Source organism: Scytonema hankhaensis NUACC26, assembly GCF_045865695.1.
In the GTDB taxonomy this organism is placed as follows: domain Bacteria; phylum Cyanobacteriota; class Cyanobacteriia; order Cyanobacteriales; family Nostocaceae; genus Scytonema.
On record NZ_BAACAP010000106.1, the window covers coordinates 1 to 21,762 of the forward strand.

General features: G+C 40.1%; 12 protein-coding genes. 3 read left to right on the top strand and 9 right to left on the bottom strand.

Annotated elements, in window-relative coordinates:
* Window positions 1–6 precede the first annotated feature (6 nt).
* The 6 genes from ACKTT2_RS04780 to ACKTT2_RS04805 all read right to left on the bottom strand — a co-directional run bounded on the left by ACKTT2_RS04780 (window position 7) and on the right by ACKTT2_RS04805 (window position 7,985).
* Complete coding sequence (locus ACKTT2_RS04780; protein WP_407884514.1) at window positions 7–1,485, bottom strand: hypothetical protein; 1,479 nt, start codon at window positions 1,483–1,485, stop codon at window positions 7–9.
* The gene (locus ACKTT2_RS04785) at window positions 1,482–2,780 is read right to left on the bottom strand and encodes a glycosyltransferase family 1 protein (RefSeq protein WP_407884516.1); all 1,299 of its coding nucleotides are present in this window, start codon (window positions 2,778–2,780) and stop codon (window positions 1,482–1,484) included. The genes ACKTT2_RS04780 and ACKTT2_RS04785 overlap by 4 nt, the downstream gene beginning before the upstream one ends.
* 20 nt (window positions 2,781–2,800) lie before the next feature.
* On the bottom strand, window positions 2,801–4,057 hold the full coding sequence (locus ACKTT2_RS04790; protein ID WP_407884518.1) for an oligosaccharide flippase family protein: 1,257 nt from the start codon (window positions 4,055–4,057) through the stop codon (window positions 2,801–2,803).
* 8 nt (window positions 4,058–4,065) lie between these two features.
* Window positions 4,066–4,815, bottom strand: coding sequence for a GNAT family N-acetyltransferase (locus tag ACKTT2_RS04795; protein ID WP_407884520.1), 750 nt, complete (start codon window positions 4,813–4,815; stop codon window positions 4,066–4,068).
* A gap of 11 nt (window positions 4,816–4,826) precedes the next feature.
* On the bottom strand, window positions 4,827–5,885 hold the full coding sequence (locus tag ACKTT2_RS04800) for a glucosamine inositolphosphorylceramide transferase family protein (protein WP_407884522.1): 1,059 nt from the start codon (window positions 5,883–5,885) through the stop codon (window positions 4,827–4,829).
* An 81-nt stretch (window positions 5,886–5,966) separates the two neighbouring features.
* The gene (locus ACKTT2_RS04805) at window positions 5,967–7,985 is read right to left on the bottom strand and encodes a polysaccharide biosynthesis protein (protein WP_407884524.1); all 2,019 of its coding nucleotides are present in this window, start codon (window positions 7,983–7,985) and stop codon (window positions 5,967–5,969) included.
* A gap of 1,021 nt (window positions 7,986–9,006) precedes the next feature.
* Here ACKTT2_RS04805 and ACKTT2_RS04810 point away from each other — a divergent pair.
* Window positions 9,007–11,340, top strand: coding sequence for a response regulator (locus ACKTT2_RS04810; protein WP_407884526.1), 2,334 nt, complete (start codon window positions 9,007–9,009; stop codon window positions 11,338–11,340).
* Between the two features lie 2 nt (window positions 11,341–11,342).
* On the opposite strand, the gene ACKTT2_RS04815 is transcribed toward ACKTT2_RS04810, so the two are convergent.
* From ACKTT2_RS04815 to ACKTT2_RS04825, 3 genes are all read right to left on the bottom strand, one after another.
* A complete protein-coding gene (locus ACKTT2_RS04815; protein WP_407884528.1) occupies window positions 11,343–12,113 on the bottom strand; it encodes a peptidylprolyl isomerase in 771 nt (256 codons plus the stop codon).
* Between the two features lie 1,079 nt (window positions 12,114–13,192).
* Window positions 13,193–18,715 carry a trifunctional serine/threonine-protein kinase/ATP-binding protein/sensor histidine kinase gene (locus tag ACKTT2_RS04820; protein ID WP_407884530.1) on the bottom strand — a complete coding sequence of 1,841 codons (5,523 nt, stop codon included), beginning with the start codon at window positions 18,713–18,715 and terminating at the stop codon, window positions 13,193–13,195.
* A 26-nt stretch (window positions 18,716–18,741) separates the two neighbouring features.
* Window positions 18,742–18,879 carry a hypothetical protein gene (locus tag ACKTT2_RS04825; RefSeq protein ID WP_407884532.1) on the bottom strand — a complete coding sequence of 46 codons (138 nt, stop codon included), beginning with the start codon at window positions 18,877–18,879 and terminating at the stop codon, window positions 18,742–18,744.
* 331 nt (window positions 18,880–19,210) lie between these two features.
* On the opposite strand from ACKTT2_RS04825, the gene ACKTT2_RS04830 reads away from it, so the two are divergent.
* Together ACKTT2_RS04830 and ACKTT2_RS04835 are read left to right on the top strand one after the other, a co-directional pair.
* Window positions 19,211–21,442, top strand: coding sequence for a two-component system response regulator (locus ACKTT2_RS04830; protein ID WP_407884534.1), 2,232 nt, complete (start codon window positions 19,211–19,213; stop codon window positions 21,440–21,442).
* Window positions 21,443–21,449: 7 nt separating this feature from the next.
* Entirely contained in the window at window positions 21,450–21,692 is a 243-nt protein-coding gene (locus ACKTT2_RS04835; protein ID WP_407884536.1) for a response regulator, read from the top strand.
* Window positions 21,693–21,762 lie beyond the last annotated feature (70 nt).

Genomic DNA, 21,762 nt, shown 5'->3' on the forward strand with positions numbered 1-21,762 from the left:
CATAATTCATAATTCATAATTCATAATTTTTTTAGAGCTTAAAAGCATTACTGAAAAAGGAATAGCACCTACTGTTACTAAAAAAAAGATGATATTATCTAAGTCGCCAATAAGAATGACAAAACTAAAATTAGCAAGCATTGGTAACATGAGTAAACGAGTATCTAAAGACGACAAGGTTAGAAACCAATGCTCGATAGTTCCAACAACCATTCCAAACAATATAAAAGCAAATGGAATAGCAAAAGGACCGAAGTTTAACATAGTTTCTCCAGCTAACCCGTAAACTTTAGAAGATACAAAGTCTTTAGGAACAAAAGAACTTATTCCATGCTGTAAATCTGTTCCTTCCTTTGACTTATCAAAAGGCTTTTCTGGTAAAGGCCATAGAGGTTTAGGTATAAGGATGCTGAATGCCGCGAAATATGTTCTTCCCCACGCTAATTGATAGTCACTATCGTGGCGCATAATTCTGTAGAGCATGAAAGCGTGTAAATCGCTTCTGCCTAAATCTCCTAATATGAGATTATCCCAAGTTCGACCTTTATCTTCTATATACTCTTGTCGTGCTTGTTGTCCTTGAAAAGCAATTTGAAGCCCTTCAAGTCCTCCAGATTTTAAAAAACCATAAAAGAACATGAAGAATAATACAAAGACAAGGACAATACCAATTTGCTTTTTATTAATAGGTTGAATCCATAAATGAATCATACCTACAGCCCACAGTAGCGCCCAGACTGTATTGCTCCGACTCCCTCGTAACCCACCAAAAAGTAATTTTAATCCAAAAAATATAATTAAAACGATGATGAGTACGCGCCAATTTTGCAAATGTTTCTTATTGTGAGCATAGATGGTAAACCCCATCATTGCTATAATTGGAAAACTTTCACAAATCATCAGCAACCAGCCCTGACCTACCCCAGCTTGACTTTCTTGGTCGGCAAAGGCATTAATATATCCTACAAGTCCTCCATATTGTTTGTAAACGAGTAACTGCAAGATACCACAAATAGTTAGAGCAAAACTCAGAACAAAAGCAAAATGTTGCTTGTTTATTATCCAAACTGTTTGTGTTCTCTGCCGCTTGACAGGCTTTAAACAAATCTCCCTAGAAAAGCGATACATTAATAAACCTAAAAAATTGAGAATTGCCATTCCACCCAACCAAGGTCGCCAATCGTTAGGAGGAATAATGCCATCCAGCCATTTATCCCAACTCACATGGAGTATGGGTGCTAAGAAGAAGAAATGAAAACCGAGTAAACCTAGAATACCGATAGGAGAAAAAATATCTAACCGACCTCGGAACCATTCAATGGCATCAATACAAATTAAAATTCCACATAACGTTACCGGAATCACAAACCAGTGTAAGAATTGCTCTGAAGTTTGAAAGAAAAAGATTAATGTGAGAAGACAAATAAAAATAGAAAAAAGAACGCTATCGTTTAGAGTTTGAGTTTTGAGGTGTTGTTCATTCATATCACTACCTCGTTCAGCTTTTGAAACTGACTCAAATAAATATTTTTCATTTGCTTCAGTGCTGTTTCAACATTAAACTGACTATTTGCCATCTGCACCCAAGCATCTGATGGGCTAATTATGGACGCTGCATCTCTGTGTTGTAAAAGTGTCTCAGCCCATAAACAAGCAGGTAAGGAGAGAGAAACTCTTTTGACTAAAGGTCGAATAACATCTCCTTGTTCTGGTACAACATCGGAAATAACACTGGGAAGACCTGCAGCCTGTGCTTCAAGCCGGACATTTCCCAATCCTTCATATAAGGATGGGAAGAGAAAAACATCCATAGCACCACGCATGAGTCTTGGTATATCAGACCTAACACCTGTAAAAATAACACGATCGCTTAAACCCAATTGCACGGCTTTTTGCTCTATATCTGGGCGCAACAGTCCATCACCCACAAGCAAGAGGTACATTTTTGGTTCTCGTTGAATAACTTCCGCCGCAATATCCAATATAAATGTATGATTTTTCACTTCTACAAAACGACCAACATGACCGATAACAAAAGCATCAGCTGGTATACCCAACTCAGCACGCACTAGGTTTGGATCGATCCGCTCTTGAAATGGAGTCAAGTCAAATCCATAATTAACCACTCGCCAACGCAAATCGTAATCGCAATCCGAACCAAACAATGCTGCTAATGCTCGATAATTACTCGCCAAACCAACTGTTGCAAAGCGGTTAATCAAAGACTTCATTAAATGGAAATACATACGTCGATAAAACCCTTCTCTCTGTTCGCTAGAAACAGTGTCTGTATGAGTGTGGGCAATCCGAATCGGTACGCCAGCATACTTTGCAAGCCAAAGAACGTAACCGCTAAAGTGATGGACGTGACTGTGAACAATATCATAAGGTCCAAACTCACGCATAATACGTTGAAAGTTCAAAGCATAAGACCAAGGGCGAGACGGATAAAGACAAGGAAGAATCCGACTACCAAAACCACGAATCTCCTCATCATAAGCAGCAGGTTGCGTTGTGTGAACCAAAAAATCCATCTTGTAGCGATCGCGATCGATATGCCTTAAGATCTCCATCAACCAAGTTTCAATACCACCCCTATTCATGCTTCCCAAGACATGAAGGATGCGGACTTTTTCAGTGACTAGTGAGCAGTCAGTGACCAGTGACCAGTGACCCTTACGGGTTCGCCAGTCGCCTACGGCGGGAAACCCGCCTGTAGCGCTGGACTCACCAGTGACCAGTGACTGTCCGCGTGCATCAGCGTTCATCTGCGGTTTCATACCCACCCCCATAACAACCTTCACAAAGTCCGTTTTTGTTTCTTTCGTTCAATAGAAAAAAGAATAAAAATTGTCATAGCACAGCTAAAGAAGGCAGATGCACAAGCAGCCCAAGCCGCCCCGACAAGAAAGTATCTCGGTATAAGCAACCATGAAAATCCTGCAGTCATTATCGTCGCAATCAAAAAAGGAATAGGAAATTGGTCAAATTGTCTAGTTGCAGTCACTCCACTTCCCAAAAAAGAACCGACATATCCTATACCTGCAGCAACCATCAACCAAACAAAGACATTTGCTTGCAAAGCGTACTCAGGCTGGTAGAGGAGTGTTAAAATTTCCCGACCCATAACAACAGCCACTAAAACACCAGACATACCAAGTAGAAAACCGATCGCAACTAACTTAAGAAGGAGTTTCCAAAAAGCTGCACTATTATCGTCTGCATAGTACTTTGCCAATCGTGCGCTAGCTGATTCGCCAAGTGCATTTACCACCATCCCTCCCACCACAGTCAGATAAGCCATAGCAGCAAACACGCCTAATTCCCGTTCACCCAAATATTGCTCAATAATGTAACGAGGAATGTTTGTGTTTAGAGAAATCAGCATCATCACAAAACCGAGTGGTAAGGCAAGCCAGATTAACTGCAACAATGTTTTTAACCTCCAACGCGGTTGCAAGGCGATGGAATTATTCAGAATCAAGACAGCATTGCGGATATCGTAAAAAACCAAAACAACAGCCCACCCAACAGCCAAACCTAACGCTCCCCACATCACACTCCCGCCCAGGTATACACCAGCACTTAATAATATCAGTGACAGCGAACCTCTCAGCATCAAAGAGATAGCAATATAATCCATTCGTTCGTGTTGCTGAACAAGCCCGTAGATCGCATCGCTAAAAGATTCCAATCCCTTAGCCAAGCCAATGACCAAGATAATAATAGATGTTTCCCAACGATATCCGGCAATTAAAGTAACTAACACCACTACCACAAGTGCCAAAGCTGTCGTTACCAACCTTAGCCCCAGGTAGTCGCTGAAAAGATACTGATGTTTAGCATCTGTCACTTGAACAGCCCGCAACTGTAGATTTGCAAATAGTAAGATTGGTGCAGTCACCGCTAGCCCCAGGGTAAATTGTCCTACCATTTCTGGCGTACCAAGTTTTGCCAATGCTACTAAAATGCACCATTGACAACCTGCATAGACAAGATTACCTGCAAAAGTCCAAGAGAAATTTCGACTTAGTGTGAGTGGCTTGTGGTGTTGCATTTTCTAACTTATAACCCCCTCATCTTTCGTGCGAGTAAATATAACCTGCCTTTTATCGTGGTGGCATAACTCTGGTTGAAATTCTTTACGAGATCTCCACCAAATTCTTCTTTGAATTTATTTATATTTAGTCTTTCTTGGTCTGTATTGCCTGCATACCATCCTCCTAAATCGTAAGTTGTAATTCCTAAATTTTTAAATTTCAAAATGTCTTGCCAGTGAAGATAACGATTTGCACGTCCGATAATTGGAGACATTTCACCAGTTTTCTTTATTGATACTGAATGTAAAAGACGAACTCGGTTTTCTCCCCGATAATAAATGTGCCAAACTAATGGGCTGTCTTCAGGCAATTGGACTGTGGAAATATTTAAAACTTTAGCCTCTGCATATTGCATTAGGCGACTTCTTTTGATTTTGCTCAGACCTTTTTCTAAAGCAAAACTGTCATAGGTATCTGAAAATTCATTTACCAGTTTAGCATCCACGCGATCGCAATTCCAAAACTGATAAATAACTTTATCTTTTTGTTCTGCTTGTCTAATCTTATATCTATTATTGCGAGCAATCTTTTTCCACAATTCATCCTCACTTTTTGTTAAATCGATTAAAAGCGTATAAAATTCTTGCGATTCAAATTTTTCAATAGGATGTGTTCTTTGAAGATAGTAAACTAAATCCACAAAACTCGTGTCTTGAAGTTCTTCATCAAACCAAACTTCAGCTATTGAGATTGTCTCTTTTCTTAGAAGAGCCATTTTTCTCCTACCTAATATCTCCAAATAAAGTTATAACGCTCGCCAAATCCAAAAACAAAAACTATACGATATCCATCCACGCAAGCTAACCACTGACCGTTTTCTGTTTGATGGGGATCTATATTGTGCATTCCAATTTTATTCCAACCACGACCGCTAGCTTTAATGATGGGATTATTAGTGACTGCAACTTCCTGATAAGTTGTATGTGTCAGTTCGGTAATTTCAAAAACTCGAACTTGATTGCCATAAAAATCTTCAACATCTTGGGTGTATCGAAAAATTTTGCCATCATTTACAACAACTCTACCTCCCGGTCTAGCTATATTAAGATTTTCCTGAATAACGGGACTCTTAGGATGTTCAATCCAATTTCCTATTAAGTCAGTAGCATAATAAAGACGCAAAATATTTCCCTTGAACGAAGTGGTAAACATCCACCACATCTCGTTGCAATAAAAAATAGAAGAATCTACATAATCAGAACCCTCTAGTAAAGTTTTTACAAAAGACCATTGATTTGGAAAATTTACCGCCTTATACAAACGAACAGAATTCGCTTCATAAGTTTCCGGAATCATATAGTAGCCATCATCGCCTTTAAAGACATAGGGATAAGATAAATGAAAAGCTTCATCAAGAACAATTTGCTGATAATGCCACTTTAACCCATCATCGCTCGTTGCTAAACCTATATCCCCCTTATTATCTCGACCATTTAACACTTCAAAAAACATATACCACTTGTTGCGATCGCAAACCATAAATGGGTCAGCAACAAACAAAGCTGGTACATCTGTAATATCCTTTGCAGTCAAAACAGGATTATTAATGCCATCAGGCGAATCAAAATTAAACAGAGATTGACATACATAAATTCCAATACACCACTCACATCTTCTTCTAAGAAAAGACCGAGCTAAATTCTTAAAAAAAGCAATATTTTTCCCATTTCCCACAGAGAGAGTATCAAATTTTTGAAATATCTTATTCAACCCCAAATCAAGACTCATAATTCCTTCCTTTGTATCTGCATTTTCTCTTTCCTTATTATCGTCGAATGTAAACACTCTCAAACTCTTACAAATGACGAATGACTAATGACAAATGACCAGCCTACCATCATCGAATGGTGGTGGGCAATGCCCACCCTACAGAGGTTTTAAACTTCTTAAGCCTTGAAAATTTTCTTGAACCGTAACACTCCACTTCTTAGAACTACCTAAAGGTGTATAACTTCTAAGAGAAGTCGAGTTATATCCAGGCACAAGTTCTTCAAGCAATAATTTGATAGTATCACCATCATTTTTATAAGCTGCTTGACACAAAGCATTGATTCGGTTGTTTAAGTTCTTAGAAATAATGCGACTAGCATTTTTCACAACAAATAAATTCTCGTGTTCGGTATTCTCATACTCCTCTCCAGGAACAAACAACTCCTCAAATAACTTTTCTCCCGGACGCAAACCTGTAAACACGATATCGATATCCTTATTAACCTCATATCCAGAAAGACGAATCAATTCTTTTGCTAAGTCCACAATTTTCACAGGTTCGCCCATATTCAGCATTAACACCTCACCTCCACGACCAAGAACTGCGGCTTGTAGAACGAGTTGAACAGCTTCTGGGATAGTCATAAAGTAACGACAGATATCAGGATGAGTCACTGTGACTGGACCACCCGCCGCAATTTGCTTTTTAAAAGTTGGTACAACACTTCCACGACTACCTAAAACATTACCAAAACGCACCGCAACAAAAGGTTTGCCGCTTTCTCTAGCAGCTTGTAAAACTAACATTTCAGCAACTCGCTTACTTGCTCCCATAATATTGGTTGGATTGACTGCTTTATCGGTGGAAATCATCACAAAGTGTTTCACATCGTACTGCAATGCAAGAGCCAACAGATTTTTTGTTCCAAGCACGTTATTAGTAATTGCTTCTGGTGAATTTAATTCCATGAGAGGAACGTGTTTGTGTGCAGCTGCATGAAAAATTGCATGAGGGCGGAATCGCTCAAAAGCATATTTCAGTCTGTCGCGAAAGCGGATATCGGCAATAAAGGTAGAAATACAAGGAATTTCTATTTGAGAGACACCGTTTTTTTTCAAGCCTTGAACATATTGTTCGAGTTCTTGCTGAATATTGAAGACAGAATTTTCTCCGTGTCCTATCAGTATAATTTCTATAGGACGGCATCTAAAGATTTGACGGCACAATTCACTTCCAATAGACCCACCCGCCCCTGTAATCAGGACTTTCTTATCTTTGAGAAATTGTAAGACTTCTACAATGTCCGTCTCTATGGGTTCGCGTCTGAGTAAATCCTCAATTCGCACATCTCGAATGCTATCGACTCGCACGCGCCCGTTGAGAATTTCGTGTATCCCAGGTAGAGTACTCGGTTGTATTCCAGTCGCTTTGCAAATGTCTACAATTTCTCGAATGACTTGTCCTGAAACTGTAGGCATGGCTATGATAACTTTATGAATGTTGAAAGATTTTACTACATCAGCAATCTGGTAGCGATCGCCTACCACAGGAACACCGCGAATTCGGGCATTGAATTTTCGAGGGTTATCATCAATAAACGCTACAGGATGAAAACCTAGTTGAGGATTTCTTTGCATTTCTTGAACTAAAGAAACTCCAGCACTACCCGCACCAATAACCAACACCCGTTTTTCTGGGTTAAATGTATGTGGGTTAACACTTTCCAAAACCCTCACGCTAAAACGCAATGCCCCTACAAAAAGACATGAAAGCAACCCGTCAATGAATGGTAGTGAATGTGGCAAATTGTCAACAGTATGATGAAATCTAGAGTAAAAAATGTAAAAAAATAAAGTTTGGATGACTACTGCTGCTGACATTAACATGGCTAGAAACGAGAGTTCTTCAACGCTCGCATAGCGCCAGTAACGTCTGTAAAAACCACAGTTCCAAAATACAGTTAGTTTGACTATTAAAAATAGGATTGTGACTGATACTAAATTTGAAACATATGGTTTTAAAGCAAGATTACCATCTAAACGTAAGATTAAGGCAAGTATTGGAGCGATCGAGAAAATAACAAGATCGCAAATCAGTAGATGACGATTTCTTAGATTGAGCAAGCTGCTCGCTAAAGCATTAATTGATTTTTGACCCAACCATTGAAAATTCATAAATAAATGTGTTTGAGATGTGTTGAAGAGACAAAATTTGTCAATTGTTACACGGCTAAAGTGGATGATTTTTTTAAACTTGAAGTATTAGTTCTACACTTTTAGTCTGAAGGTCTTGGTTTCCAAAATGTAAAATTTGATGCCCGATATGGATTACCTCCAGGGCAACTACTGCTTGCAATATTCTTGATGATGTAGAAACTAAAATCTTTATAGTTTCCAAAATAAAGGTAAAACTTGGGACACTTGTGAGGAAAATATTAAGAAAATATTAAGTCAGTTAGTACGGATACAAAATTGGTACTCGCGAATCGTTTATAAGTTGCATATAGCAAGATTCCTGACCTCTTTAAGAAGTTAGGAATTTGTACTTAACATATTTTAATTTTATCTTTATGAAATTAACATACTTCTGGAGTATTCCTCCTAAGATAGAACAATTATGATACCATAATACCAAAATTTAAGTAATTTTACTGCGTATAGGAAATATACAGTTAAGTTGGAAAAAGCCAATTGATAACAGTTAAGTAACTTGCTATTACTGCAAGAGTACTAATCAGATTAAAGTATAAAAAAAACATATAAAAGATAATTATATTTACGGCGATCGAGACTCGCTAATATTTCTGTATTCATCAAATCTTCACGGTGAAAATTTAAATTAAAGTTGCAGTTAGGAGGCTTCTATATTAAACTGCAGTCTAGGGGTTATGGTTTACTGTATAAAAAACGCGGTCAAAGTGTGTAAGAGTTTGGTCTATGAAGTGATGTAAATTCAGTAAAAAACCTGAATTTAAAAAATTTTTTTGCCATCTTACTTTGTTTACAGCTCGGCTTAAATCGCAATTGTGACTGCCTGTGCATAGCCAAAAAAATTGTAACAACCTCTTACTTCCTTTCCACTAGAAGATTACCTACGAGGGTAGGGTGAGCAATGCTAACCCTACAAGAATCGGTAATTTTAGAGCGTCCAAGGAGTAATGCAGATAACTACAGAAGTTTAGAGGGATGAGTAATCATGAGGATTCTCATTGTAGAGGATAATGAATCAATCGTGAAGTCACTCACTGCACTCCTCCATTATCAAAGTTATGCAGTGGAAGTGGCAACAAATGGTCAAGCGGCTTGGGACTTAGTGCAAGCTTTTAACTACGATTTGATACTGCTTGATATAATGTTACCGGGACTTGATGGGATTAGTCTGTGTCGTCAGTTGCGATCGCGCGGTTTGACAGTTCCCATCCTTTTGTTAACAGGTCGAGATAGCGGTCATGATAAAGCCATGGGGCTAGATGCAGGAGCAGATGATTATGTAGTAAAACCTTTTGACTCTAAAGAACTCATCGCTCGTATTCGTGCTTTATTGCGTCGAAGTAGTTCCACGCCATCACCTATATTAGAGTGGGGAAAACTGCGCCTCGATCCTAGCAATCTTGAAGTGTGCTACGAAGCAAAACCCATACAGCTAACACCAAAAGAGTATGCTCTTTTAGAGTTGCTGATGCGATCTCCCAAGAGGGTGTTTAGTTGTAATGCAATTCTCGAACATATTTGGTCATTTGAAAACACACCGACAGAAGAAGCAGTCAGAACTCAAATCAAAGGATTGCGCCAAAAACTGAAAGCTGTAGGCGCACCCACGGATTTGATTGAAACTGTTTATGGTATTGGATACCGTCTCAAATCTTTATCAACAAAACCAAACACTAACATCTCTCTTAAGAAAGAAAATAAACAGCAACAGCAAACATTATCGGTTTTGGCTGAAGTGCAGCATCGATTGAAAGAAAGAATAAACCAGCACATAACTGTGCTCGAACAAGCGGCTAAAGCTTACTTGCAACAGACCCAGAGTCAGGAACTACGAACTTTTGCCGAACGAGAAGCTCAGACACTAGTAGCTTCATTGTGTCATTATGGTTTGAACAAAGGCGCACAGTTAGCTCGTACAATCAAACATCACCTGCAAATTAGTCAACCGTCAACTCAAGAAGCCAAATACTTATATCAGTTGGTGATGGCTTTGCGTAAAGAAATTGAATCCTCTCAAGGATTGGTGTCAAAGTTGGCAAACTCCAAAGACGGACGCCCTAAATTATTAATAGTTGATAGCGATTGCCAACTCGCACGCGAACTAGCAATCAGATCTGAAGCTCAAGGAATCGTTGTAGAAGTTGCGACAACTTTATCTGAGGTGAGAGAGAAAATTGATGGCGTCCGTCCCGATGCTGTTTTACTCGATCCCATCGTCGGAAATACAACAGAAGAGAGTTTTGCTCTGCTAGCAGAACTTTTGTTACAAACGCCACCAGTACCTATTGTGGTCTTTACAACCCATAGCAACTTGAACACTCGTTTAGAAGTGGCTCGATTGGGGGGACGCACTTTTTTACAAAAGCCGATGGCTGCAAATGAAGTGATACAAGCGATCGCGCACATCTTGCAACCAACTAACATTGGGTCAGAAGCAGTGGTAATGGTTGCAGACAATAATCCTCAAACCCCAGCCACTTTACAAGCTTTATTGGAGCCTTGGGGACTAAAAGCAATAGTGGAGAACGATCCCCAACAATTTTGGGACACCCTTGAAGCATCTACACCAGATTTGCTGATTTTAAACCTCGATATGCCCAACTTAAATGGAATTGAACTGTGTCAGGTGGTACGAAACGATGCACGTTGGGGTGGATTGCCAATTTTATTTCTTGCCAATAATATAGATGCCACAACTATTCATCAAATTTTTGCTGTAGGTGCTGATGATTTTGTCAGCAACCCAATTGTCGGTCCAGAAGTAGTCACTCGTATTCTTCATCGGTTGGAACGAACTAAACTGCAACGGAGTTTGGCAGAAATTGATCCACTGACTAGAGTGTATAACCGTCATCGAGCCACGCAAGACTTAAACAAACTACTGCGCTTGAGTTTGAGACACAATCAACCCATGTGTTTAGCTATTCTAGAATTAGATAATTTCAAGCAAATTAATAGCGATTTTGGTCATGCGGCTGGTGATACAGTGTTGCGTCAACTCGGACAACTTCTACAGCAATCATTTCGTGGAGAAGATGTTGTGTCTCGTTGGGGTGGAGAGGAATTTGTAGTTGGTATGTACGGTATGACTCGAAGCCAGGGACTCCAACGAGTTGTTCAAATTCTAGAAACAATACACAATTATAAGTTTACTGTTAGCAACAAGATCGAGTTTCAAGTAACCGCCAGTGCAGGTGTAGCCCAATACTTTGAAGATGGTGATGATTTGCAGTCTTTATACAAATCTGCCAATATTGCTCTCGGTCGTGCTAGAGCAAACGGATGTCACTCCGCGTTCCCTACACTGACACAAAATTGATTTTACAACTGTTGAGAATTGTTACGTTGCAGCATACTATTCAACTGACCTTCTATCCACTGTACAAACATCTGCTGTAATATTTCTTGACGTATAGCAGAGGTAAGTGTAGATGGAATAAACTCTTCAACCATTAATAAATGGCTCCCTCTCTCCGTGCTTACTGGTCCGATTAATTCCCCTATACTTGCATTAAAAACCACGTCGGTAATTTCTGAGCTTAACTTATATCGGTAAATTTTACCTTCACAACCACAGCATTCTCGCCGTCTCTCGTCAATATCGTATAGATGTGCTGCTTCGTAAAAAGTAATTTCTTGCTCGGAAATCTGATAGAACAACTCGTTTGCTAGCTGTTCGTAAGGCACTATCAATTGATAAAGCAAAACTTTATCGAAATCAGGCTGGTGTTGGATAAAATAAACTTCTATATTATGGGAGAATAACAGAGCGGCTAATTTTTGTTGTAATAAGCGATCGCGAATACCCGCCTTCCAATCATCTACTGTGAGTACCTGCTCTTCCAGCCATACAATAAGATCGGTATCTGTTTCCAGCTGCTGCTCCCTTTGCAAGTGGGTTATCTCAGATTGAATTTCTTCAGGAGTTACTATTAAGCCTTGTTCTAAAGCAGTATTTTGAATAATTTTTTGGTAGATAATATTTTGGCAAATTTCCTTCAACTGGAAATTTTTCTGCAAATAAGTAATAATTTCTCTATAATTGATAGACGAACCCAAAAAATCCATACTGTAGGAATTGTCGTTATACATAACAACTTTTTTCCTTATGTTATAAATTTTTAGTCTACATAGGACTATAATTTTATTTTTCCAATACACGTCAGCGTACAATACTAATCACACAAAAGTTCTATTGGGCATTACACACCTATTTTACTTAAAATTATTCATTCATATTTTATAAAAAAAGAGAAAACTAGGAGAATAAATTTGGATACGAACAGTCTTGAAAAGAGAATTGTGACTATAGAAAATATAAATGACTTATAAAAAATTTCCAGTATTGTATGGTGGGCATTGCCAACCACATGATACTTTTAGTGGGCATTACCCACCATACATATAATTTAAAAATCAAATAAGAGTTCTATATTAGATTTAAGTTTAGAAAAAGATTTTGGGGAAATTGTGAGTAAGCAGTGGCTTTGAGTTGTTATGCTTTATATTTTAATAAATCTTAAATAAATAGATTCCGAAGACATACGTAAGTAACATTAACAAAAGAAGTATTTTTAACTGGGTTAACACGTACATTCATCTATGATTTTGCTACTTTATCTTCACAAGATTCTCACATTGTTAACTTAGCATGAAAGTATTCTGGTAAAAACAACAAGTCCTAAAAACCGCGAATACATCAAGTTTGAGGGTCAATACTTAATTGCAGTCATACCCAACCAAATTTTAATATTAACAGTTTTATCAACTATTTATGACTCGACCTGCGCTAGAGGTAAAAAAATTATGAATACTTGCCCTTGCTGCACTGACCAGTTATTGCGCCATGTCAGCTCTCAAGGAGTCTATTGGTTTTGCCCATCCTGTCGGCAAGAAATGCCAAGCTTCACCAACGAAGTTAAAAAAATTAACTTACTTGAAATAAATCTTAATAAGACTGGCAAAGTTACCGAGTGTAACAACAGATCTAGAAAGGCAGAAAAAGGGGGGAAAGTGGCGAACGTGATATGAGCCGCCATGCAACGGCTAAAAACCCTATGATTTTTATTTGGGATCGTACAACAAAGCCGCTGTAATCTTTGTGCAATATAGATTTTGGCAGTTTTTGACCCCTATTTCTTCAAGCTTGGTGAGAAATCCGGGAATAGAGTTTACTGAGTCTCAGCGAGAATCGGTAAGGTAATGACAAATTCAGTTCCCCGACCAACTGTAGAATTCACAAAGATCGAACCGTGGTGTTTTTCGACGACAATTTGATGAGCGATCGCCAAGCCCAATCCAGTCCCTTTACCAATAGCTTTCGTTGTAAACAAGCGGTCAAAAACTTTGGATTTGACTTGTTCATTCATGCCGTTTCCATTATCAGCAATAGCAATATTCACATGGTTATCTTGAACAGAAGTGGTAATTTGAATGCGTTTCGGATGGGCTTTCATTTCCTCAAAAGTGCATCCATTATTAGACTCTTCTAATGCATCAATAGCATTGGCAATAATATTCATAAAGACCTGATTTAACTGACCGGGGAAACACTCGATCTGGGGTAATTTGTCATACTTGGTTATCACCTCAATAGCTGGACGTGTTTCATTGGCTTTGAGGCGGTGTTTGAGAATAAGTATTGTACTGTCTATGCCTTCGTGGATATTAAATAGTATTGGATAATCTTTGTCAGCACGGGAGAAAGTACGGAGACTGGTACTGATATTCGTCAGGCGAAGGCACGCCACACCCATCGAATCCAGCATCTTGGGTAGGTCTTCCAAGCTGTAATCCAAGTCGATTTCTGCGGCATGGTCTTTGATTTGCTCGCTCGCATTGGGCAGGCTTTGTTGATAGAGTTTTAAGTGTGCGATAAGATCGGCAACAGTGAGTTGAGCTTGTTTGAGACTGGCAGCAATAAAACCGAGGGGATTATTCATTTCGTGAGCGACACCAGCGACTAAGTTGCCCAGTGCTGACATTTTTTCACTTTGCACAATTTGTAATTGAGCGTTTTGCAAATCGTTTAATGCTTGTTGCAAATTGAGTGATTTTTTCTGTTCTCGAGCATAGAGGCGGGCGTTTTCTAAAGAGATTGCAACTTGAGCGCAAAGTAAGTTCAGCAGTTCGACGCGAGCGCTTGTAAATGCTGCAGTTGCTAAATTGTTTTCTAAATACAATACACCAAGCAACTTACCCTGATGCAAAATCGGGCTGCACAAGAGACTCTTGGGCTGCTGTCGCTGAACATAGGGGTCGTTGATTAATTGGGGATACACCCTAGCATCAGTAATAACAAAAGGTTTTAAGCTGCGTTTGACGGTATTAATTAAGCCAACGGGTACATCTTGAGAGCTGTCTACAGGCTTTGGATTGAGCAACATTGGAGAAAAATTGATGTGAGTACTTCCCTTGTTTTGCAGCGATGTGACTGCAACCGAAAGCTCTGCTACTGCCTGAATCAGCAAACTACCCGACTCGAACAGCATGAACGCGCACTTATCAGCTCCAGCATTTTCAATAACGATATGCAGCAATGCAAAGAGCAGTTTTTCAAGTTCGATTTCCCCAGAAAGAGTTTGGGAAGCTTTGACAATGGTCGCTAAATCTAAAGCACCAGAGACACCGCTACTAGTGGAAGTAGCAGAACTGGTGGAAGTGACACTCCCCAATGTGAAGATAGTTTCGTGAGTGGAGAGAGGAGAACAGGTTTGCTGTAATATGGGAGCGAGGAATTGGGGATAGCGTTGTTCCAAGTCAGCGACTTTGGCCTTAGCGCCCCAACGCGCATAGCCATAGTAGGCTTGAGTGATATATGACTGAGCAACGGACTGTTTGCCCCAATTGAGGTAAAATTGAGCCGCTAGTTCATTAGCCAGTGCTTCTTCTTGAATGTAGCCGTGTTTTTGAGCCAGCGCAATTGCAAGATCGTAAAATTCTAAAGCTTCTGATTTGTGCCCTAAAACTCGGTGTAGCTCGGCTTCAACTAAATAAAATTTGTGCAGGTAGTTTTCCAAAGCACAGTCAGCCCACTTTTTCATTTTTTCCTGGTGTTTCGCCACTCGTTGAAGAATGTGTTGCTGTTGTGCTTCGCCAACCTGAGAATAGATTGCCAGATGGGCTAGAGAATCATAGGTGTAGCAAATCGCAACGATGAATAAGCCTGTAGCACCACCTATATAATTTTCGACGGTGAGTGCGGCTTCCACTGCCAGATCGAACTTGCCAAACAGATAACACAGACTCAGTTGGCTGGCATAGAAATAGTACAGTGCAGTTAGATCGCCCGACCGCTGGAGAACTGGCACAATTTCATCTCGATTAAAGGCATTTCCATTCAGTTGCCAAGGTTCAGCGCAATCGCCAATTGTATTTAAAATAGCTTGCTGAAAAACTGTCAGATGGCTGGTTAGACCTTCTTGGTTGAGGTGAGCGAGTTGATCTCGAAAAGCAGCGCTCTCACGGCTGAGATCGTTTAATTCTTTGCCCATAAACCAACAGTATGATATGTAAATGAATCCGCAAATGGCAGCAGATTCTAAATCTCCCGTTTCGAGTCCAACTTGGTAGCCTTCGCGGAGATACGGTAAGGAATTTTTGAGCGGCTCTTTCCAATGCCACACGCAACAGTAAATTCCGACATAGACTCTGGATTTGAGTTCTTTGGCATTGAAATGTTCGAGCAACAAAAGTGCGAGTTGAGCGCACTCATATCCACAGTACATCTCGCCTGCCATTGCACAAAGTATCATTCCATAGTAGGCATAACCAATTGCAGAAAATGAGGTATTGCCATATTGAACGGATAAATTGACTTGTTCGAGGACAATAAATGGTAACAGCGCTGGAGTCGCAACAAAGGCAGCAGCACTGACAGCAGCCAGAATCCTTACAACTGCTAACTTATTAGGGTCTGTCATCTGCGGCAGACTTGTTAAGTGTAGCGGTTGCCTTCCAGCCAGTAGCGATTGAGTCGCCTCAAATGCCCGTGCAATATCTGATTGACTCGGCTGCTCTGGAAAACTCGTTCCCAAACGTTCTACAATCTTGAGAGCTATCTGTACTGCCTCTGTAAATTGATGTTGGGCTTGAGCCGCTTGAATTTGAACTTCATAGACTTTAACCGTATCCAACAGATTTCTAGAGTTCTCTGTAATGACTGCCGCTAATTGTGTCATCTGCGTAAAGTTGCCACTGAGGTAAGCGGTTTCAGTTGCAGTTTCGTAAAGGGCTAAGGTTAACTCATACTGCGTTTGCCACATATCCTCAGCTAACAAGGCAATGCCTGTGGTACAATACTCAAATGCAGCTGTATAAGCTGTTGCGGCTCTGGCTTTTTGTCCGGCTTTAAGATTGAGTTGGGCAAGTTCTATTTGCTCAGATAAATTGACAATGAGGGATCTGCCGATATTGAGTTGATTGACAATTTCAAACAATTTTTCGTCAAGTTTGGCAACAGGCGTATAAGCAAGTAAGAGTTGCCCAATTTTTAAGTGAGCGACCTGTTTTTGTGCGTCTGGAATCAGGAAATAAGCTGCTTGCTGGACGCGATCGTGCAAGAATTTGTAACAACACGACTCAGGAGCGAGCAGCCACAACTCCGGAGCAGACCTTGTCTGAAGGGAATTCTCAATTGTCAATTCTGATTCCTGATAAAACTTGTAAACCTCATTGATAGGAATGATAAATCCCTCTTGCAATGCTTTCCACAAGTCGGAAGCAGTTTCTATCTGCGATTTTTCCGACACTATCGCCAATGTCTCTAAATCAAACTGATTGCCAATACAGGCCGCCAGTTTTAATATCTCTTGAGTGTTGGGTGGCAATTTCTGAAGCTGTTGTGCCATAAATTCCACCACATCATCGGTGAGCGCAAGCGCTCGTACCTGCGCTACATCACACTGCCAGCAACCTACCTCCCAATCAAAGGTTATCAGCCCATCCTCATGCAGCGCTTTGAGAAACTGCGTCGTGAAAAAGGGATTGCCTTTGGCTTTTTGATAAACTAACTCTGTCAAGGGCAGTGCCTGTTGTGTTGCACAACTGAGGGCATCGGCAATCAAATGATTGACATCTGCTTGACTTAAGGCTGTTAGGGTGAGAGTATTGACACGGGCGGATGCCTTCTCAATTTCATCAAGGGTTAACATGAGTGGATGCGCCGCAAATACCTCGTTATCGCGGTATGCGCCAATTATGAACAGATAACCTCTTTCCTTGTCGCCGTGACCATCACTTGTCGCCATCAACAGCTTAAGCAAATTGAGCGATGCCGAATCCGCCCATTGCAAGTCATCAAGAAAGATCGTCAACGGATGCTCTACTGTTGTAAAGACTTGAATGAACTTTTGGAACAGTAGATAGAAACGGTTCTGTGCAGCACTCGCCGATAGTTCGGGGCTTTGGGGCTGTTTGCCGACGATCTGCTCGAGTTCGGGAATCACCTCAAGCAGGAGTTGCGCGTTCTCGCCAACGGCGTCTAATATCTTGTTCTGCCATTGCTGTAGTTGGGTATCGCTTTCACTGAGCAACTGTCGGATCAAATCGCGAAAGGCTTGCACAAAAGCAGATAGAGGAATATTGCGGTTGAACTGGTCGAACTTGCCCTTGATGAAGTAGCCGTTCCACCGGACGATTGGTTTATGTACTTCATTGACGACTGCGGTTTTGCCAATGCCAGAGAAACCTGCTACCAGTATCAGTTCGGAGCCACCATTGGCAACATGACCAAATGCCTCTAGTAACGCCTTCACTTCCGATTCCCGTCCGTAGAGTTTTTCTCTAATGAGAAAGCGATCGCTCAGATCGCGCTGTCCTAGCTCAAACCAATGATGTTTGCCCGTATTATCTCGCCACTGTTCCAAACACTTGACTAAGTCATGTTTGAGCCCGAGAGCACTCTGGTAGCGGTCTTCAGCATTCTTGGCCATCAACTTGCAGACGATCTCTCCCAGCATCAAGGGGATTTGGGAATTGATGTTACAGATAGAGTCAGGATTTTTGGCAATATGGCAATGGATTAACTCCATCGGTTCGCAGGACTCAAAGGGCAGTTGTCCGCTTAGCAATTCAAAGAAAGTCACGCCTAATGAATAGAAGTCGCTGCGGTAGTCAATGCCTCGGTTCATCCGTCCGGTTTGCTCTGGCGAGAGATAAAACAGCGTTCCCTCAAGCCCGTTGATGCAATGAATTTCCTGGGTTTCTCGTGGGAGCAGCGAGGCAATACTGAAGTCAATGAGCTTAACTTCTCCGGTTTGAGGATGAATCAGAATATTGGCTGGCTTAATATCTTTGTGAATGACGCGCTGTTGATGCAGCTGGTGTAAAGTGTCTGTGACTTGCAGCGCAATGGGGAAGAACTGGTCTAAAGTCAGCGGTTGTCCTTGGCTAAATTCCCGCAAGGAAATACCACCAAAGTCCTCCATTACTAGGGCATAGCCATTTTGATAGGTTTCCAAGCTGTAGGGTTTGATGATGCCTGGAATATCTAGGTTTTTAGCAAGCGTATATTGGTTGCGAAACTGTACGAGTTCGCTGAAGGTTGGGTATTCTCGTTTTAAGAGCTTGATGACAACTGGTTGGCAAAGAGATTCTCTGAGAGCGCGATACACTTGAGTCCGCGAGCTTGAGTATATTTGCTCTATGATTTGGTACCCAGCGATCTTTACAGTTCCATCAACTTCTGCGATCATAACTTTTTACGACAACTACTCTAAAGTTAAAATTCCCAGCACATCATCTTGTCTAACAAAAGCATTGAGTCTTTGGCATTGTCATATCTCATGCCAGTCATCTGGAAAAGCATATCGTAACTGGCTGTCAGATATTCTTTAAAAATTGTGTACCGAGCATTCATAAATTTACGCTTGATTATTTAATCAAACTTTAGTTGACGTTGAGCCGAGATACGTGGATAATGGGGGATCTTGAATATTTTGCTACTGATGAAAGGACTTTTAAAACATCCTGTTAGTAACCACCGTTACCCACTTTCGACTGTAACGGTGGTTTTTCTATGTTTCTTTCTTTTTGTAATATTACAAATTATACCTTGATTTTAGGTTATAAAAGAGGGTAAATTTCTGAAATTATATCAATCTTTATGTTAAAAACCTCGATCTTTAAGACTTTATAAAATGAATCAGTAATATCACGCAATCGCTCACGAAGTTCGTAAAGGTCATTTTATGATTATCCAGAAGAGGGAATTATCTCCAGCTAGTTATGAATTCAGTGAAAACACGGGGACAAACAAAAAAGTTAATATTCTTCTGGTAGATAATTGTAATAAAAGTTTACTTGCTCTAGAAGGAATTCTGGATTGCCTCAAACAAAATTTGGTAAAAGCAAACTCTGGTTGTGAAGCCTTGAAATATCTTTTAGATGGGGAATTTGCCGCGATTTTACTGAATGCTCAAATGACAGAAATGGATGGATTTGAGACAGCAAAGCTTATTCGACAAAGACAAAAAACTGAACGAACACCAATTATTTTCATTCTCCCCGCAGATCGGTGTTTTGAAGACTTTATCTTTAAAGGTTGCACGTTAGGTTTAGTAGATTATGTCTTTCAACCTATTTGCACAGAAATATTGGTATCTAAAGTTAAAGCGTTTTTAGATTTATTTAAGATGACAGCGCAGTTAGAACAACAAGCCATGTACTTCAAAGCTATTCATCAAGAACTTCAAAATCAAATTAGCGATCGCCAAACTGTAGAATTGGAGTTACGTAAATCCCTCAAAAATTTATCTGACATTAAATTTGCTCTAGATAAAGCTACTATTGTAGTCATTACTGATGCTAAGGGAATTATCACCTATGTAAATGATAAGTTCTGTGAAATTTCCAAGTATTTGAGAGAAGAACTGATTGGGAAAACCCATCAACTTGTGAATTCTGGTTATCATTCCAGAGATTTTTTTCAAAACTTGTGGTCAACTATCGCTCAGGGAAAAGTTTGGCAAGGAGAAATTAAGAATAAAGCCAAAGACGGAACATATTATTGGGTTGATACTGTTATCGTTCCATTTCTCGATAGCGAGGAAAAACCATTTCAGTATTTAGCAATTCGCTTTGACATCACAGCACGCAAACAAGCACAGGAGAAACTACAGCACCAAGTCTTTTATGACGTCCTGACAGGTTTACCCAATCGGGTCAAGTTTTTAGATTGCTTAAATCAATGTATCAAGCAATCTAAAAATAATTATGAGTATCATTTTGCTGTTTTGTATATCAGCCTGAACCGTTACCAATTGATTAAGTACAGCCTCGGTCACTACCAAGGCGAACAACTGCTCATTGAAGTAGCGAATCGTTTATTGACATACTTGTGTCCTGTAGATATGCTCGCACGAGTAGGAGAAGAAGAGTTTGCCATCTTGCTAGCATATACTCCTGACGCACGAGATGCAGAGTTTGCAGCAAAACGCATTCATCAAGCCATGAAATTATCATTCAAGCTTATGGAATCTGTAGAAACTTGTACGGCTAGCATTGGCATCATTCATAACGAGATTGGTTACACTCAAGCAGAAGACTTTCTACAGGCGGCAGATACCGCAATGCATTATGCCAAAAAGCAGGGAGTATCCAATACGGCGGTGTTTAATAGGAATATGCAGTTGCAAGTTGTTGCGAGACTCCAAATGGAAGCAGATCTTGCCCAAGCTATTGAACTCCAGAAGTTACACCTCAACTACCAGCCTATAGTGTCACTTATAACTGGAGAAATTATAGGCTTTGAAGCATTGGTGCGATGGCAGCACCCCAAACAAGGGCTAATTTCCCCAAATGATTTTATTCCGATTGCAGAAGAGACGGGGCTAATTATTCCCCTCGGTGAATGGGTTTTAATGGAAGCTTGTCGGCAATTACGTCACTGGCAAGAGAAATTCCCCAAACGCTTACCCATTTCTATTAGTGTAAATTTATCAGGCATTCAATTGGTTCAACCCGATTTGGTAGAACAAATTGACCAGATTTTACAAGCTGTGGGTTTGAATAGCTCTTTTTTAAAGATAGAAATTACTGAAAGTGTTTTGATGAATAATGCCGATAAAGCCGCCGCCGTTTTAAAGCAGCTGCAAGAAAGACAAATTCAACTGTTACTGGATGATTTTGGTACTGGTTATTCTTCTCTATCATACCTACACTGTCTCCCCCTCAATGCTTTGAAAATTGACCGTTCGTTCATCCGTCAAATAGCTGTTGGAAGTAAAAATTCAGATATAGTGAAGACAATTGTTAACTTAGCTCACAGTTTGGAGTTAGAGGTCATTGCAGAAGGCGTTGAGACAGAAGAGCAGTTAATTCATTTGCGATCGCTAGGATGTGAATATGGACAAGGATTCTTCTTCTCCAATGCACTCAGCAGCGAAGCGGTGACCGTATTGATGGGAATTGAAAATTACTAAAAGCGTTATGAACAACTTTGTTATTCAATGTAGTCAAGAATTAGAGCCATATTTGTGTAGCCAGGAAAAACTACCCGAACAGAAGGTCAACATTCTGCTTGTGGATAACAGCTTAGCTAATTTATTAATATTAGAAGAAACTCTGAATCAATTGGAGCAGAACTTAGTCAAAGCATTATCGGGAGAAAAAGCGTTATATAAAATTCTGGAACAAGAGTTTGCCGTCATTTTAATAAATGTTCAACTATAGCAATCCTAAATCATTTGTAAAAAATCACATATGTTGATAGACTGCAATGTAAATAGTGCTAATAGGGTGC

Coding starts and splice junctions, on each gene's coding strand:
- ACKTT2_RS04780 (WP_407884514.1), bottom strand. CDS start 1,485: ATGAATGAACAACACCTCAAAACTCAAACTCTAAACGATAGCGTTCTT.
- ACKTT2_RS04785 (WP_407884516.1), bottom strand. CDS start 2,780: ATGAAACCGCAGATGAACGCTGATGCACGCGGACAGTCACTGGTCACT.
- ACKTT2_RS04790 (WP_407884518.1), bottom strand. CDS start 4,057: ATGCAACACCACAAGCCACTCACACTAAGTCGAAATTTCTCTTGGACT.
- ACKTT2_RS04795 (WP_407884520.1), bottom strand. CDS start 4,815: ATGGCTCTTCTAAGAAAAGAGACAATCTCAATAGCTGAAGTTTGGTTT.
- ACKTT2_RS04805 (WP_407884524.1), bottom strand. CDS start 7,985: ATGAATTTTCAATGGTTGGGTCAAAAATCAATTAATGCTTTAGCGAGC.
- ACKTT2_RS04810 (WP_407884526.1), top strand. CDS start 9,007: ATGAGGATTCTCATTGTAGAGGATAATGAATCAATCGTGAAGTCACTC.
- ACKTT2_RS04815 (WP_407884528.1), bottom strand. CDS start 12,113: ATGTATAACGACAATTCCTACAGTATGGATTTTTTGGGTTCGTCTATC.
- ACKTT2_RS04820 (WP_407884530.1), bottom strand. CDS start 18,715: ATGATCGCAGAAGTTGATGGAACTGTAAAGATCGCTGGGTACCAAATC.
- ACKTT2_RS04825 (WP_407884532.1), bottom strand. CDS start 18,879: ATGAATGCTCGGTACACAATTTTTAAAGAATATCTGACAGCCAGTTAC.
- ACKTT2_RS04830 (WP_407884534.1), top strand. CDS start 19,211: ATGATTATCCAGAAGAGGGAATTATCTCCAGCTAGTTATGAATTCAGT.
- ACKTT2_RS04835 (WP_407884536.1), top strand. CDS start 21,450: ATGAACAACTTTGTTATTCAATGTAGTCAAGAATTAGAGCCATATTTG.